The 15,790-nt window shown below is 41.8% G+C and carries 16 protein-coding genes and 3 other annotated features (1 of these 19 only partly in view); of the genes, 11 read left to right on the plus strand and 5 right to left on the minus strand.

Features of this window, described 5'->3' with window-relative positions; genetic code table 11:
* Positions 1-9: a binding site (T-box leader), on the plus strand (it extends 219 nt beyond the left edge of the window).
* A 60-nt stretch (positions 10-69) separates the two neighbouring features.
* The 5 genes from thrS (at position 70) to FCL54_RS02280 (ending at position 4,039) form a co-directional block, all read left to right on the plus strand.
* Positions 70-2,007 carry a threonine--tRNA ligase gene (thrS, locus tag FCL54_RS02260; RefSeq protein WP_138122724.1) on the plus strand — a complete coding sequence of 646 codons (1,938 nt, stop codon included), beginning with the start codon at positions 70-72 and terminating at the stop codon, positions 2,005-2,007.
* A 239-nt stretch (positions 2,008-2,246) separates the two neighbouring features.
* Positions 2,247-2,367, plus strand: a sequence feature (ribosomal protein L20 leader region).
* 91 nt (positions 2,368-2,458) lie between these two features.
* Positions 2,459-2,962: a translation initiation factor IF-3 gene (gene infC / locus FCL54_RS02265; protein WP_138122726.1), complete on the plus strand. Its 504-nt coding sequence runs from the start codon at positions 2,459-2,461 to the stop codon at positions 2,960-2,962.
* 23 nt (positions 2,963-2,985) lie between these two features.
* Positions 2,986-3,189, plus strand: a complete 204-nt coding sequence (gene rpmI, locus FCL54_RS02270; RefSeq protein WP_138122728.1) for a 50S ribosomal protein L35 — start codon at positions 2,986-2,988, stop codon at positions 3,187-3,189.
* 42 nt (positions 3,190-3,231) lie between these two features.
* Positions 3,232-3,588, plus strand: a complete 357-nt coding sequence (rplT, locus tag FCL54_RS02275; protein WP_138122730.1) for a 50S ribosomal protein L20 — start codon at positions 3,232-3,234, stop codon at positions 3,586-3,588.
* A 184-nt stretch (positions 3,589-3,772) separates the two neighbouring features.
* Positions 3,773-4,039 (plus strand): DUF1294 domain-containing protein, encoded by a 267-nt coding sequence (locus FCL54_RS02280; protein ID WP_210238516.1) that lies wholly within the window; start codon positions 3,773-3,775, stop codon positions 4,037-4,039.
* Here the strand turns inward: FCL54_RS02280 and FCL54_RS02285 are convergent.
* Together FCL54_RS02285 and FCL54_RS02290 are read right to left on the minus strand one after the other, a co-directional pair.
* Positions 4,034-5,074 carry a cytochrome d ubiquinol oxidase subunit II gene (locus tag FCL54_RS02285; RefSeq protein ID WP_138122732.1) on the minus strand — a complete coding sequence of 347 codons (1,041 nt, stop codon included), beginning with the start codon at positions 5,072-5,074 and terminating at the stop codon, positions 4,034-4,036. The genes FCL54_RS02280 and FCL54_RS02285 overlap by 6 nt on opposite strands.
* A 24-nt stretch (positions 5,075-5,098) precedes the next feature.
* Positions 5,099-6,430, minus strand: a complete 1,332-nt coding sequence (locus FCL54_RS02290; RefSeq protein WP_138122734.1) for a cytochrome ubiquinol oxidase subunit I — start codon at positions 6,428-6,430, stop codon at positions 5,099-5,101.
* 178 nt (positions 6,431-6,608) lie between these two features.
* On the opposite strand from FCL54_RS02290, the gene FCL54_RS02295 reads away from it, so the two are divergent.
* Positions 6,609-7,187: a TVP38/TMEM64 family protein gene (locus FCL54_RS02295; protein ID WP_138122736.1), complete on the plus strand. Its 579-nt coding sequence runs from the start codon at positions 6,609-6,611 to the stop codon at positions 7,185-7,187.
* Between the two features lie 211 nt (positions 7,188-7,398).
* Here the strand turns inward: FCL54_RS02295 and FCL54_RS02300 are convergent, their stop codons facing one another.
* Positions 7,399-7,875, minus strand: a complete 477-nt coding sequence (locus FCL54_RS02300) for a sigma-w pathway protein ysdB (RefSeq protein ID WP_342773846.1) — start codon at positions 7,873-7,875, stop codon at positions 7,399-7,401.
* 95 nt (positions 7,876-7,970) lie between these two features.
* Here FCL54_RS02300 and FCL54_RS02305 point away from each other — a divergent pair, with 95 nt between their 5' ends.
* Both FCL54_RS02305 and FCL54_RS02310 read left to right on the plus strand, forming a co-directional pair.
* Complete coding sequence (locus FCL54_RS02305) at positions 7,971-8,456, plus strand: dUTP diphosphatase (protein WP_138122738.1); 486 nt, start codon at positions 7,971-7,973, stop codon at positions 8,454-8,456.
* 81 nt (positions 8,457-8,537) lie between these two features.
* Complete coding sequence (locus FCL54_RS02310; protein WP_138122740.1) at positions 8,538-9,623, plus strand: M42 family metallopeptidase; 1,086 nt, start codon at positions 8,538-8,540, stop codon at positions 9,621-9,623.
* Positions 9,624-9,703: 80 nt separating this feature from the next.
* On the opposite strand, the gene sspI is transcribed toward FCL54_RS02310, so the two are convergent.
* Positions 9,704-9,913, minus strand: a complete 210-nt coding sequence (sspI, locus tag FCL54_RS02315; RefSeq protein WP_138122742.1) for a small acid-soluble spore protein SspI — start codon at positions 9,911-9,913, stop codon at positions 9,704-9,706.
* Between the two features lie 139 nt (positions 9,914-10,052).
* Between sspI and FCL54_RS02320 the strand changes: the two genes are divergently transcribed.
* The 3 genes from FCL54_RS02320 to pheT all read left to right on the plus strand — a co-directional run bounded on the left by FCL54_RS02320 (position 10,053) and on the right by pheT (position 14,674).
* On the plus strand, positions 10,053-10,814 hold the full coding sequence (locus tag FCL54_RS02320; RefSeq protein ID WP_138122744.1) for a TrmH family RNA methyltransferase: 762 nt from the start codon (positions 10,053-10,055) through the stop codon (positions 10,812-10,814).
* A gap of 51 nt (positions 10,815-10,865) precedes the next feature.
* Positions 10,866-11,110 (plus strand) — a binding site (T-box leader).
* 73 nt (positions 11,111-11,183) lie between these two features.
* Entirely contained in the window at positions 11,184-12,224 is a 1,041-nt protein-coding gene (pheS, locus tag FCL54_RS02325) for a phenylalanine--tRNA ligase subunit alpha (protein WP_138122746.1), read from the plus strand.
* A 29-nt stretch (positions 12,225-12,253) separates the two neighbouring features.
* Positions 12,254-14,674: a phenylalanine--tRNA ligase subunit beta gene (pheT, locus tag FCL54_RS02330; protein WP_138122748.1), complete on the plus strand. Its 2,421-nt coding sequence runs from the start codon at positions 12,254-12,256 to the stop codon at positions 14,672-14,674.
* A gap of 47 nt (positions 14,675-14,721) precedes the next feature.
* Here the strand turns inward: pheT and rnhC are convergent, their stop codons facing one another.
* Positions 14,722-15,672 carry a ribonuclease HIII gene (gene rnhC, locus FCL54_RS02335; RefSeq protein ID WP_138122750.1) on the minus strand — a complete coding sequence of 317 codons (951 nt, stop codon included), beginning with the start codon at positions 15,670-15,672 and terminating at the stop codon, positions 14,722-14,724.
* Positions 15,673-15,790 lie beyond the last annotated feature (118 nt).

The raw sequence follows: 15,790 nt of genomic DNA on the forward strand, positions 1-15,790 counted from the left end.
GTCCCTTTTTGGGCACGGGTGTTTTTTATTTGCTCGTAATATCAAAAAAAAGAAAAGGAAGTGTTCACAATGGCTGACCAACTGAAAATAACATTTCCAGATGGCTCGATCAAAGAATTTGAAAAAGGTACAACAGCAGAAGAAATCGCATCCTCTATCAGCCCCGGACTAAAGAAGAAATCGCTGGGTGCTAAACTAAATGGGAAATTGGTAGATCTGAGAAGACCGATTCAAGAGGACGCAAAAATTGAACTTATTACGTATGATAACGAGGAAGGTCTGGAAATGCTCCGTCACAGTACTGCGCATCTGTTAGCTCAGGCTGTAAAACGCCTATATCCTGATGTGAAGCTTGGAGTAGGCCCTGTAATTGAAAGCGGCTTTTATTATGACATCGATACTGCTGAATCAATTTCAGTTGAAGATTTTCCTAAGATTGAAAAGGAAATGAAAAAGATTGTAGATGAAAACCTTGAGATCGAATGCCTGGAAGTAACCCGTGAAGAGGCAAAAGAAATGTATGAAGAAATAGGCGATGACCTAAAGCTGGAATTGCTGGAAGACATTCCTGCAGGAGAAAAGATCACGATTTACAGACAGGGTGAGTTTTTTGACTTATGCCGTGGCCCTCATGTTCCGTCCACAGGGAAAATTAAAGCCTTTAAACTTTTAAGTGTAGCTGGTGCTTACTGGAGAGGTGACAGTGAAAACAAAATGTTGCAAAGGATTTACGGAACAGCTTTCCCTAAGCAGTCACAGGTAGAGGAATACTTGAAACTTCTTGAAGAAGCGAAAGAAAGAGACCACCGGAAGCTTGGCAAAGAGTTGAAACTTTTCACCATTTCTCAGGAAGTGGGACAGGGATTGCCGATCTGGCTTCCAAAAGGTGCAACAATCAGACGTACGATCGAGCGATATATCGTTGACCTGGAGGAAAAGCTTGGCTATAACCATGTTTATACTCCTCACCTTGCAAGCGTTGAACTGTATAAAACAAGCGGTCACTGGGAGCACTATCATGAAGATATGTATCCTCCAATGAAAATGGATGAAACAGAAGAGCTAGTGCTTCGTCCGATGAACTGTCCGCATCATATGATGATTTATAAAAATGAGCTTAAAAGCTATCGGAACCTTCCATATCGAGTAGCTGAGCTTGGCACGATGCATCGTTATGAAATGTCAGGTGCGCTCGCAGGTTTGCAGCGGGTACGTTCTATGACTCTCAATGACGCGCATATTTTCTGCCGTCCAGATCAAATTAAAGAAGAGTTTATCCGTGTTGTTAAGTTAATCCAGAAGGTATATGAAGACTTTCAGATCGACGATTATTACTTCCGTCTTTCATACCGTGATCCCGAAGATAAGAAAAAATATGTGGATAATGATGAAATGTGGGAAAAAGCTCAGGATATGCTGAAAGCAGCGATGGATGACTTAGGTGTGGATTATGTGGAAGCTGAAGGAGAAGCGGCGTTCTATGGTCCGAAGCTTGACGTTCAGGTGAAAACTGCTCTTGGCAAAGATGAAACGTTATCAACTGTCCAGTTGGACTTCCATCTGCCTGAACGCTTTGATCTCACTTATATTGGCGAAGATGGAAAAGAACACCGTCCTGTCGTAATCCACCGTGGGGTGGTGTCAACAATGGAACGGTTCGTTGCCTTCTTGATCGAAGAATATAAGGGAGCGTTCCCAACATGGCTTGCACCGGTTCAAGCGGAAGTAATTCCTGTATCTGAAGTACATCTTGATTATGCGAAGAAAGTAGAAGAAGCATTGCAGCTTGCCGGTGTCAGGGTGGATGTTGATGAAAGAAACGAAAAGATCGGCTATAAGATCCGAGAAGCGCAAATTCAGAAAATCCCTTATATGCTTGTAGTAGGAGACAAGGAAATCGAAGCGGATGCTGTTAACGTTAGAAAATATGGCGAACAAAAATCAGAAACAATCAGCTTAAACGATTTTATCTCTTCTATTAATGAAGAAATTAAAAATCGCCAATAATATGGGAAAAGACTGGCTCTAAACTGTGAGCCAGTCTTTTTTTGTGCGAACTCTTTGGAGAACTGAACAAGGAATAACATTAAAATGATTTTTATTGGTCATCGGATGATTTTAAAAAAAATATTGCATTTTCATAATATGTCAGTTATTATTAAGTGGTATGTTTCTGAAAGGCCAGTTTTCCCTTGACGAAAAATCACAGCCATGATATACTGGTTTAGGTAAATGAATATAGGAGACAAAGCAAGCAGAAGCGCCCGCTTCTCACCTGATCGACGCATCAACTGTAGTTGCCAGGTTGGAAATTTCCTGTTCGGAGAATAGTGTGGGCGAAGTATGCGCCGACGCTTTTTTTAATTGCTTTGATCGACTTAAGTTATGTTCGACTTGCAACCATGATCGAGCGAACGCATTTAACAATCCATGGAGGTGGCTGATTATTAGTAAGGACATGATGGTCAATGAGGGCATCCGTGCCCGGGAAGTACGTCTTATCGGACAGGACGGAAGCCAAATCGGTGTAAAATCAAAAAATGAAGCATTAGATATGGCTCGTAATGCAAATCTTGACCTTGTTATGGTTGCTCCTAATGCAAAACCGCCTGTATGCCGAATAATGGACTACGGAAAGTATCGTTATGAGCAGCAGAAGAAGGAAAAGGAAGCACGCAAAAAGCAAAAAATCATTAACGTTAAGGAAGTGCGCTTAAGCCCGAACATTGAGGAGCATGATTTTAATACTAAGCTTCGAAATGCGAAGAAGTTCCTTGAAAAAGGAGATAAGGTTAAAGCATCCATTCGCTTCCGCGGACGTATGATTACTCACTCTGAAATTGGGAAGAAAGTTCTTGAACGCCTTGCAGAAGAGTGTAAAGATATCGCTTCGGTTGAGTCCAAGCCTAAAATGGAAGGCCGCAGCATGTTCCTGATTTTAGCACCAAATACAGAAAAGTAAGACTTTGAAGGAGGACTACTACCATGCCAAAAATGAAATCTCACAGCGGTGCGTCTAAACGCTTCAAAAGAACTGGAACTGGTAAACTAAAGCGTTCTCGCGCTTACACTAGCCATATGTTCCGCCATAAAACAGAAAAGCAAAAGCGTAAACTACGTAAAGCTTCTCTTGTTTCCAGCGGGGACTTCAAGCGCATCAAGCAACTTGTATATAACAAAAAGAAATAATTTCGGTTTACTATATCAACATAAGAACTAGGAGGGTTTACTATGCCAAGAGTAAAAGGTGGCTATGTAACACGTCGCAGACGTAAAAAAATCTTAAAATTAGCTAAAGGTTATTTCGGTTCCAAACACACGCTTTTCAAATCTGCTAACGCGCAGGTTATGAAATCTTTACAATATGCTTACCGTGATCGCCGTCAGAAAAAACGTGATTTCCGTAAACTTTGGATCACACGTATCAACGCGGCTGCACGTATGAACGGCCTATCTTACAGCCGTTTAATGCACGGTCTTAAGACAGCTGGTATCGAAGTTAACCGTAAGATGCTTGCGGATCTTGCAGTTAATGACGAAAAAGCTTTTGCTGAACTTGCTGGAAAAGCAAAAGATAGCCTTAAGTAAGGGCTTAAAGATCATTCTCGTTGAGGGAATGGTCTTTTTTTATAGAGTATTTGAAAGTAATAAAATTACTCAATAGCGTTTTTGCTCTCCCGGTCGACTCTTTTTTAGGGGAGAGCAAAGAAGTAACGCTTTGTGGTCCCAATTTTTTTAACAGTACATTTAAAATACTAAAAGGAGAACGCTAGTGGAAATCTTTCTGGGTTATATAATGATAGCTAATATTTTCGGATTTTTAGTGATGGGAGAAGACAAAAAGAGAGCCAGGAAGCAACATTGGAGAATATCTGAGCAGAATCTCTGGTTGGTCGCTCTGGCTGGAGGAGCGGTTGGGATTTATTCTGGGATGAAAGTGTTTCGCCATAAAACTAAGCATAAGAGTTTTATCTACGGAATACCTGCTGTAATTTTATTGCAGGCAGCCATAGTGTTGTATCTACTGGTAAACTTATGATTCCTTTGGTTTTACATAACGTTTATCTTTCAAAAAAAGTCTCCAAAAGTAGATGAAGCCAGGGGTCAGGATAAAAAAGGCTACAATATAAGTTACGATGAGAGCTCGAAAGGTTTCCGGATGAGTAAAGCCAGATTCGATCGTCACGTCTGGATAGACAATATAAGGAAGATGTGCTGAACCATATGCATAGCCGGCAAACAAGTATTGGGCTACAACACTGATCATGGCGATTCGAGGCATTCCTTTGAATCCTGCTTTCTTTTGCCGGTGAGGGAACCATAATGCTGCATAACCAAGCGCGAAACCGGCTATTGATGCTATCATCCATGGAGTATAGTTCAATATATTTTCATACAGCCAGTTTGCTTCATTGCGCATTGTAAAAATAATAAACGCAGCCATTAACAGTGAAATAGGACCGATAATAATGGCATCTTTCCGGTAGATGGCATATGCGTCCATTTCTCCTGCAACATTCGAATAGTCCGCGAGAAGCAGCGAGGAAAGAAAAAGCGTACTTGATATAGCAAAGCCAACAAAAGCGTACTCACTTGGACTTGTAAATAGTTTGCCGAGAAGAAGTTCCTGATTACCGTCAAAGCTATCGATAAATCCCCCCTGGGTGATAGGGAGAACACTGATAAGAAGTGCTGGAATCAAGAAGCCTGTTATGCCTGAAACAAATGTTAACCCTTTTTTATATTCTTCTGCAACATGGGAGAAAACGAGAAAAGCGCTTCTTAAGGCAAGGAGCAATAAGATAATGCTCCCGGGGATGAGCAGTACCGTTCCCAGTGTGAAAGTTGCACCCGGAAAAAAGCTGAATAAAGCAACCACGATTGCCACTATAAACACATTGGTTACTTCCCATGAAGGGGAAAGGTATCTGTTCGCTATGTTAGTCGCTCTCGTTTGTTGTTTATTCAAGTAAATCATCGACCAAAATCCGGCTCCAAAATCAATCGAAGCCATTACGGCATAAATGAATACAACACCCCAGATCAGAGTAATGGCATATAAAGCTTCTGGCATTTCGATCACCTCAAATGTAATAGATTAGGATATGTTGGTGTCTATTTCTTTTGATACAGGGTTTCGTTTAAAGTAGTAACGCAATACAAGCACAGTAGCGATCATTAATATTATGTAAATGAGCAAGAACAATAAAAACAAGATCCCGAGGTTTCCGGAAGTAGTAACAGAATCTTCGGTTTTCATTATTCTGTAAATGACCCATGGCTGCCTTCCTGTGCAGGCAAATATCCAGCCAAATTCGATCGAAAGCATCGAAAGCGGCCCGGCAGCGATGAAAATGCCCATAAGCCATCGGGGAAATTGGTCCCGCTTAAGAAACTTATGCCAGACAAAACCAATGAGGGAAAGAAGGATAAGCATTGAACCGATTCCAACCATGGCATTGAATAACGTGTGTACAAAGAGAGGCGGCCAGTATTCTTCAGGGAAATCATTCAGTCCAACCACTTCTGTGTCAAACCGGTCCCCCGCTAAATAACTGAGTGCCCAGGGAATTTCAATTGCCCATTTCACTTCCTCTGTTTCACGGTCGGTGAATCCTCCTATAGCAAGGGGAGCATACTGCTGTGTTTCAAAAAGTCCCTCTGCAGCCGCTAGTTTTTCAGGCTGATACTCATGAAGCTGCTGTGCAGACTCGTGTCCGTTCAATGCAGTTAAAAGGGAAAATAACCCTCCGATTATAAGTCCCATCATTAAAGCTTTTTGGTGATATAAATAAACTTTATTCGGGCCTTTTTCTTTAAGCATCTTGAATGCTGCAACAGAAGCAATTGCAAATGCCCCAGTCATAATCGCTGAAACAGCAACATGCCCCGAGGTAACCAGGAAGCTTGGATTTAAGAAGGCCGCCCAGGGGTCAACATCCACGATCTCTCCGTTCTGTATTTTAAAACCATCGGGGGTTCCTTCGAAAGCATGGACATTTGTGATCAGGACTGCTGAAGCAACTGCTCCGATTGCAACCAGAGTCACGCTAACGATTCTCATCCAGGGAGATAGCCTATCAGCTGCATAGATATAGATCGACATAAATAATGCTTCCAGAAAGAAAGCATATATTTCGATTTGAAACGGCAAAGCGATTACTTTTCCGACAACTTCCATAAATCCGGGCCAAAGCAAGGATAACTGAACCCCTGCAATTGTTCCGGTCGGTATCGCTACTCCAAGAAGAACGGCAAACCCCTTTGTCCATCTGCTCGCCATTAGCGCATAATCTTTGTCTTTTGTTTTTTGAAATAGCAGCTCAGCCACCAAAATCATTACGGGCAGACCGACTCCAAGTGTTGCATAAATGATATGTACCCCCATTGTCATCCCAAATAATGACCGGGCAATGACTAAATCATCCATTTCCTGAACATCCTCTCGTTCCCTCTGCGATTAAATTCAACCTTATTGTCCACGATTTCCCAAAGAATATTCAGCTGGGTTTCCATAAAGAGCAGCGTATGAAAAGCAAGTGTAAAAATGGAATTTGACATAACAGCTCGTCTATTGTCATAAGAGTATAGGGAGAGGGGGGAACATCATGAAAGACTCCTTAATGCCGATTCTCGAGATGATGGCTAGTGCTGGAATTTATGCCCCGTTCTTATTTATTCTTTTACACGTTATACGGCAGTTTTTATTTGTGCCGGTTGGATTTATTTGTATGGCGGGCGGCGTTTTGTTTGGAACATTCTACGGAACAATTTATTCTGTTATTGGGGTTACCCTTGTAAGTGTTCTGTTTTATCTATTGGTAAAACGGCTGCCGAAATTGTTTCAAAAAGTGATCCACACCAAGCAAAGATGGTTTGGGAAACGGGTGCCGATGTCTGTAGGCCAGATGACGATTTTGAGGCTTTTGCCATTCGTTCACTTTCATTTGATTTCATTATGTTTAATCGAAGTAACGAAAAGCTTTAAAGAATACACGAAGATGTCCATTTTCTCGAACTTCCCCCTGGCGATTGTCTATACGTCTCTTGGGCAATGGATCAGCAACCTGTCACCGCGTTACATGGCTGCAAGTGTTGTTACTTTAGCGATTTTGTTTTATTTGTTGAGGAGAAAAGAATGGATTATTAAGTGGAATGATTTTTTTCAGGCGGGTCAGGCTTCTTGATCTTTTTAACTTCTTTTAGTGGAGAAAAAATAATAAATAAAAACAAAATGAGACCGAATCGCATATGATTTGGTCTTTTAATATTCCATATAACACATTGGGCGGACACCTGTTCCGTTATTTGTCCTGAGAGGTTACATTTTTAAAAAGGCAAATAGCGGATTCAATGTCCTATAAATCCTTTGGTATCAGAAGTTTATGATGATGATTTTCAATCCACAGGGTGTTTTTCTTCCGGTTTTTTTCCTTTTAGAAATTCTTTTATCGGGCTTTTCCATTCTATTTTTGAGTGGGGATAATGAGTATAGATTTCATGTTCCATATAATAAAAGTCGTTCCTTTCAAGGCGGTATAATTGGGACGGATCTTTTACGTCAACGTAAATAGAGACAACTTCAAAAGCCCGTTCAGTGGTTCCCATGTATTTTTCTCCTTCGAACATAGCCCCTTTATAGGTCATCAAAAAATTTTTGTGGATGTTATCGGATGAATCTAAAAAATAAAAATCTTTATTCTCCTGGGCTTTTTCGAGTTTTCGTTTAGGGTCAAAGAAGTATTTAATTGTAGTATATATAAGTGCCACTATTGCTGCCAGGATAATAAAGCGGAACAAGAACACGATCATAACGGCTGCACCCCATTTAAACGCTTTTCTTTTTCTTACGGATAAAAGTATAATAAGTTTCATTTAATGTCCAATTTAAACAATTTTATTTTTGGAAAGGGCAGCATTTTTGGCCGCTTTCCTCTCTGTTATAATGATAGTGGAAACGGGGTGTTGAAATGAATGTAACGCAGTTATTTCAGATGCAAAAGAACCTGGATGACAGGATTTTGGAAGAGCATAAACTGGAAAGAGATGAGATCTTCCATGAAAAACTTCTGGCCCTCCAGGTTGAAATCGGCGAGCTCGCAAATGAAACCAGGTGCTTTAAATATTGGAGCTTAAAGCCGCCAGCAGATAAAAACGTGATTTTAGAAGAGTTCGTGGACGGAATTCATTTTATCCTTTCAATCGGTATTGACCTTGGATATGAGTTAGACTATATCACTCCTTTATCAGAGAAGGAAAGCCTTGTGTCGCAGTTTCACTCTATTATTCGCCTGGTTTCAAAACTGGGGGAGGAGAATTCAGAAGAGATTTATTCCAGGATTTTTAGTGCTTACTTGGCGCTCGGCAATACACTGGGATATTCGGATGAGGAGATTTCTCAAGCATACCTTCTTAAAAACGCGATAAACCATGATAGACAGGATGAAGGATACTAGTGATTAAAGCGCTTTAATTGTTAAATGTTTCGGATATCGTTATAATGAAAACTGAATACATAGAGGGAGGACTTATCGCACATGGCAAAGTTAGATAATACACTTCAGATGTTAAAAGAATTAACAGATGCAAACGGCATTCCCGGCAACGAGCGCGAACCTCGTGAAGTTATGAAAAAGTATATTGAACCATTTGCCGACGATATCCAATACGATAATCTTGGCAGCCTGATCGCTGTCAAAAAGGGATCTCAGGAAGGTCCAAAGATTATGGTAGCCGGACATCTAGATGAAATTGGGTTTATGGTTACCAGGATCGATGACAATGGATTCTTATGGTTCCAGACTGTCGGTGGCTGGTGGGAGCAGGTTATGCTTGCACAGCGCGTGAATGTTATGACAAACAAAGGTAATATCGTAGGGGTTATCGGTTCAAAGCCTCCACATATTCTGCCTGCAGATCAGCGCAAAAAATCTGTAGACAAAAAAGATATGTTCATCGATATCGGTGCATCCAGCAGAGAAGAAGCGATGGAGTGGGGCGTTCGTCCTGGAGATTCCGTTGTGCCGATTTGCGACTTTACAGTGATGAACAACGAAAAAATGCTTATGGCTAAAGCATGGGATAACCGTATTGGCTGTGCGATCGCGATTGAAGTATTGCGCAAACTTAAAGATGAAGAGCATCCGAATACTGTTTATGGTGTTGGAACTGTTCAGGAAGAAGTAGGCCTTCGCGGTGCCCAAACAGCTGCTAACTACGTTAAACCTGATATCGGTTTTGCGGTTGATGTAGGTATTGCCGGAGATACACCGGGAATAAGCGAGAAAGATGTGCAATCTAAAATGGGTAAGGGTCCGCAAATCATCATGTATGATGCATCGATGGTTTCCCATAAAGGATTGCGAGACTTTGTAACTGATACTGCAGACAAGAACAACATTCCATACCAGTTCGATGCAATTGCCGGCGGTGGTACGGATTCAGGTAAAATTCATCTGACTCAAAACGGTGTGCCTGCACTATCCATTACGATTGCAACCCGTTATATCCACTCGCATGCAGCGATTTTACATCGTGATGATTTTGAAAACGCGGTTAACTTAATCGTAGAAGTGATTAAAGGTCTTGACTCTGATAAAGTAAATCAACTTACATTTGATTAATAGAATGGGCTGACTCTAAAGCAAAGTGTCAGGCGCCTCCAACACGGTACGGAGGAGCCTGACACTTTTGAGTCAGGCCTTTACTGTTTTAAGCCCTGGGCAAGGTATGAAAGCATCTGTTCCTTTTCGTTTTCAGGTGCTGTTTCCCAGATGACTTCAAAAAGGACACCTAGTCCAGGCAACATTTTTTCCTCGCCGCTCTGAATCGCATCCACGATTGTATGCTCTAACTCGTCCTCTGAATGTCCCGTTACGTTTGCAAGAACCGCTTTTCGTAAGTTTAAATCCATTAGGTTCACCTCGCCTTTGTTTGATGCTTGTTTCTAAAGCATTTTTAGTTTGTACATCTTTTTCTTTTTCATGAATCGAATTGGATATAAGTATATGGAAAGGATATAATGGGGTAGGAACAGGCAGGTGAAAACGGATATGCATATCGAATCAGTCAAAAATAGTAAAGTGAAAGAATGGAAAAAGTTACATACAAAAAGAGGCCGAGCAAAATCAGGAACTTTTATGATCGAAGGTCCGCATATAGTGGAGGAAGCAAGCAGACAGGGTTCATTAGTTAAGGAAGTTATCATGCTCGAAGAAAGCGATCATTCTAACATGGCAGATGCTTTTAACGAAAAAGCCAGAGTGTTTACCGTAACTGAAAAAGTCATGAAAGAAATCAGTGATACAGAAACCCCCCAGGGAATTGCCGCCATTTGCACTTTCCCTGATGAAACAATAAAAGTACAAAAAGGGAAGTTTATCCTTCTGGATAGTATTCAGGACCCTGGGAATTTGGGAACCATTATAAGGACCGCAGATGCAGCTGGTTATGATGCAGTTATACTCGGTGATGGCTGTGTAGATCCTTATAATAGTAAAGTACTGCGTTCAACACAGGGGTCGATCTTCCATCTGCCGATCGTTAAAGCTAATCTGGAGGAGTTTATTAAACAACTGAAAGAAAAGCAAATCCCGGTTTATGCAACGGAAGTTAACGGGGGCCGATCTTACACGAGCCTGGAGAAGCAGGATACATTTGCCATTGTGATGGGAAATGAAGCCAACGGGGTTTCAAAGCAGGTTCTACAGCTTGCTGATGAAAGAATTTATATACCGATTTTTGGTGAAGCTGAATCTTTGAACGTCTCGATCGCTGCAGGCATTTTGATGTATCAGTTGCGTGCACAACACTAAGCCTTGCGAAATATACTGTTTTTATCTATAATAGAAACCAACTTAAAAGCGCCAACAACGAGGAAAGAGAGTAGTACATTGCCTCTCGCCATTTCAGGGAAGAAGTGCCCCGGACTGCAAGCATTTCTATGGTGAAGTGATCGAATTCGCTCTGGAGTTGACATCCGAAAGCCGGCTTATCAACAGCCGGAAAGGATGGACCGGTCAAAGACCGTTATTCATTTCGAGACTGCGATGAAAGCAACAGCTTTTATTGCCGTAAACTAGGGTGGTACCACGACGTCTTCGTCCCTTTTTGGGGCGGAGGCTTTTTTGTTTTCCTTGGCTTTTAAATTAACGATTTTTATAAATCTTTAGGAGGGAAGTTTTATGAAAGAGCGGTTGCAAGCGCTGAAAGAAGAAGCTGTCTCAAAAATTGAAGAAGCTTCAAATGTGAAAGAAATACAGGATATACGTGTTGCTTATTTAGGAAAAAAAGGCCCGATCACTGAAATTCTCCGGGGAATGGGGAAGCTGCCGGCTGAAGAGCGCCCTAAAATGGGGCAGCTTGGTAATGAGATTAGAGCGATCATTTCCGATAAGCTTGACGAAAAAATGGAGCAGCTAGAAAAAGCAGCAGTGGCAGAGAAACTCAAAAAGGAAACGATCGATGTAACGATGCCGGGTAGACCTGTTCAAAAAGGCAACCATCATCCGTTAACGAGGGTAGTGGAAGAAATTGAAGATTTGTTTATCGGTATGGGCTTCTCAATCGCTGAAGGGCCGGAAGTAGAAACGGACTATTATAACTTTGAAGCGTTAAATCTCCCGAAAAATCACCCGGCTCGCGATATGCAGGATTCATTCTATATTACAGAAGATATTTTGCTCCGTACGCATACTTCTCCTATGCAGGCAAGGACAATGGAAAAGCATGAAGGAAAAGGACCGGTTAAAATTATTGTTCCAGGCAGAGTTTACAGGCGTGACACAGATGATGCGACTCATTCACACCAGTTTACTCAAATTGAAGGATTAATGGTCGGTGAAAATGTGAGAATGAGTGACCTTAAAGGCGTTCTTCAAACATTTGCCAAAGAAATGTTCGGACAAGAACGTGAAATTCGCCTGCGTCCAAGCTTTTTCCCTTTTACAGAGCCTTCAGTAGAGATGGATATCTCCTGCTTTAACTGTGGAGGGGAAGGCTGCTCTGTTTGTAAAGGTACAGGCTGGATCGAGATTTTAGGCGGCGGAATGGTCCATCCGCATGTTCTCGAAATGTCTGGTTTTGACTCAAAGAAATATACGGGATTCGCTTTTGGAATGGGGCCTGAACGGATCGCGATGCTGAAATACGGAATTGAAGATATACGTAACTTCTATACAAACGATGTACGTTTCTTAAAGCAATTTAATCGTGTGAATCAATAGAACGGACAAAATGAAGGAGGAGAAATAGAATGCTCGTTTCGATGCGATGGCTTGAACAATATGTTGATCTCGGCAACCATACTGCTGAGCAATTAGCTGATTTAATAACCAAAAGCGGTATTGAGGTAGAAACAGTAGAAAGTTTAAATAAAGGGGTGAAAGGTGTCGTTGTAGGCCATGTGGTCTCCTGTGAACAACACCCCAATGCAGACAAACTGAATTTATGCAAAGTAGACATTGGAGAGGAAGAACCTGTCCAAATCATTTGCGGTGCACCTAATGTGGCAGAAGGCCAGAAGGTTGCCGTTGCAAAAGTAGGGGCTGTGTTGCCGGGTAACTTTAAGATCAAAAAAGCAAAACTTCGCGGAGAAGCTTCAAACGGTATGATCTGCTCGCTTCAAGAGCTTGGAATCGAATCGAAGCTCGTTCAAAAAGAATTTGCAGACGGAATTTTTGTCTTTCCGAACGATGTGGAAGTGGGAACGGATGCACTTGAATACTTAAACCTTAACGATAAGGTCCTGGAGCTTGGTCTTACACCGAACAGGGCAGACTGCATGAATATGCTTGGTGTCGCTTACGAAGTAGCTGCTATTCTGAAGAAAGAAGTAAACCTTCCTTCACCTTCAGTCGAGCATTCTGATGAATCTGCTGCTGATTATGTTTCGGTAAGCATTGAAAATAAAGAAGATAATCCTTATTATGGGGCTACGATCATAAAGGGAGTAGAAGTTAAAGCCTCACCATTATGGCTCGTTAATCGTCTTGTATCATCCGGTATCCGCCCGATCAATAATATTGTTGATATTACAAACTATGTGCTTCTTGAATACGGGCAGCCGCTTCATGCATTTGATTATGACCGGCTTGGATCAAAAGAGATCGTAGTTAGAAGAGCTGGTGATGGAGAGAAGATCGAAACACTTGATGACACGGAAAGAACGTTATCAAGCGATCATCTTGTAATAACGAATGGGAAAAAACCGGTTGCTGTAGCAGGTGTAATGGGCGGTGCCGATTCAGAAGTCTATGATGGAACGCAAACGATTTTGCTTGAAGCGGCTTACTTTAATGGCTTTGTGGTCCGCCAGGCTTCTAAAGACCTTAACCTGCGCAGTGATTCAAGCGCAAGATTTGAAAAAGGAATCGACCGAAACAGAGTTCATTTAGCAGCAAAGCGTGCAGCCTCGCTTATTGTAGAGCTTGCAGGAGGAGAAGTGCTTGAAGGCCCTGTAGAAGCCGGGGAGCGTACTGTTGAAGAGAAAAGTGTGAGTGTCTCTGTTAAAAGAATCAACCGTGTGTTAGGAACCGATATTTCAGAAAACACGGTAGCTGAGATCTTTGATCGACTTAGATTTGAATATAACAATGATAACGGAACATTTTCAGTACTGGTGCCGGCAAGACGGCCAGATATAACCATTGAAGAGGATCTCATTGAAGAAGTTGGCAGACTGTACGGTTATGATAACCTCCCCGCCACTTTTCCTTACGGAGAAGGAACTCCTGGTGGGCTCACAGACTACCAGAACAAGCGCCGTCTCGTACGTAGATACATGGAAGGTGCAGGCTTATATCAAGTTACAACATACAGTTTGACAAGTCCAAAGAAAAACGCATTCTTTGGTGAGATTGGCTATAATGACATCACTTTATCCATGCCGATGAGTGAAGAGAGGGCAGTGTTAAGAACAAGCCTTGTTCCTCATTTGCTGGATGTAATCGAGCATAATCACAACAGGCAGCTTGATGATGTCGCAATATATGAGACAGCAAAAGTGTTTTTAACGAAGCAGGAAAAAGTTTCCGAGCTTCCTAAAGAAGAAGAGCATATCTCAGCTGCATTCACCGGGTTGTGGCAGGAGCATTCCTGGCAGAAGGAGAAGAAGCCGGTCGATTTCTTTGTAGCCAAGGGAGTGATCGAAGGGCTTGTTGAGGAGCTCGGCCTCTCTGATCGTATCTCGTTCCAAAAGGCTGAAAAGCAGAATATGCATCCAGGAAGAACTGCTAACGTTCTTCTTGACGAAGAAGAGATTGGTTTTGTCGGCCAGCTTCATCCAGAAGCCCAGAGCGAATATGATATCAATGAAACGTATTTATTTGAACTTAACCTGGAACGGCTACTAACAACGAATACGGAACCGCTTGAGTATAAATCTCTTCCTCGATTCCCTTCTGTTACAAGAGATATCGCTCTTGTGGTGGATGAAGGTACCGAGGCTCAGGCCGTGTTAAACATAATTGAACAGGCTGGCGGCAAGTTACTGGCTGAAACAAGAATATTCGATTTGTATCAGGGTGAGCACATGGAAGAAGGCAAAAAGTCACTGGCGTTTTCTCTAAGATATTATAATCCTGAACATACACTGACAGAAGAAGAAGTAAAAAAGGCTCACGACCGTGTGGTTGATCAATTAAAGCAAGAGATTGGCGCATCACTTCGTGGATAAAAAAACAGGCTGCACATTTGCAGCCTGTTTTCAATTTGTAACGTACTTTATGGTCTTTTAGCTTTTTGAGCCAGCACCTTTGCTTTGTCGGTGTTGGCAAAGTGAACTTTTGCAAACTTTTCGAGAGCTTGGAGCCCTTTGCTATTAATGATTTGTGCAGCTGCAATGTCTACCTGCTTCCCCGCTCCTTTTGGAATTGGAAATCCTGCTGCCTCACTTAAGTTATCCATATGTTGAACAAAGGCATATCTGGCAATGATAGAAGCGGCTGCTACAGCAAGGTGGATCCCTTCTGCTTTTGTCTCAAAGAAAACATTTTCTCTTACAACGCTCTTTTCCCTTGAAAGATATCCGAAATAGACGTCAGGTTTTGCAAATTGGTCGATTAAAATACCATCAACTTCCTGTCCATCGACTTTTTGCATCACATGCTGGATTGCTTTGTTATGCAGCAATGCTTTCATCTTACCCTGGCTGTAGCCTTTTCGCTGGAGTTGATTGTATTTTTCATTTGGCAGAGTAAGAAGACTGTATGGAACAGTTTTCACTAAATCTCTTGCGATGGCTATAATTTGCGGATCTTTTAAGTTTTTTGAATCACGGACTCCGAGCTCTTTTAAAAGAGGAATTTGCTCTTTTGCAACAAAGGCTGCGACAACAGTGATCGGTCCGAAATAGTCGCCTGTTCCAACTTCATCTGAACCGACGATCGAAAGCTTCCCTATGTCAGCAGGCGGACTGTATTTAGTTGGTTCTTTTATAGAAGGCTTTGCTTTAGGTTTTGATGAAACGGAAGATTTCCCCCATTTTCCAGATTCCTCCTCAGCGCTTTTTCCCTGGAAAAGAACTTTGCCGGAATTGTAAGCTGTAATCGTGCAGCCGGGAACTTTCGCTGCAAACAAACTTCCTGGAGGATGTTTATCCTGTTTAAACTGGTTGTAATTCTCTTTCATTTCATTCATAATTGATTGAGATACGTTTAAAACGACATGTGACATAACAAAACTCCTTTTATGTACTGAGGAATATCTCCTATTATAACGAATCCTTTATAAAAAGGGTAACGGGACCTTAGGATGTAAGTGTAAGACGATTTTCATGTAAAATCTTTCATGT

This window comes from Exobacillus caeni, from assembly GCF_005747095.1.
GTDB lineage: Bacteria > Bacillota > Bacilli > Bacillales > Guptibacillaceae > Exobacillus > Exobacillus caeni.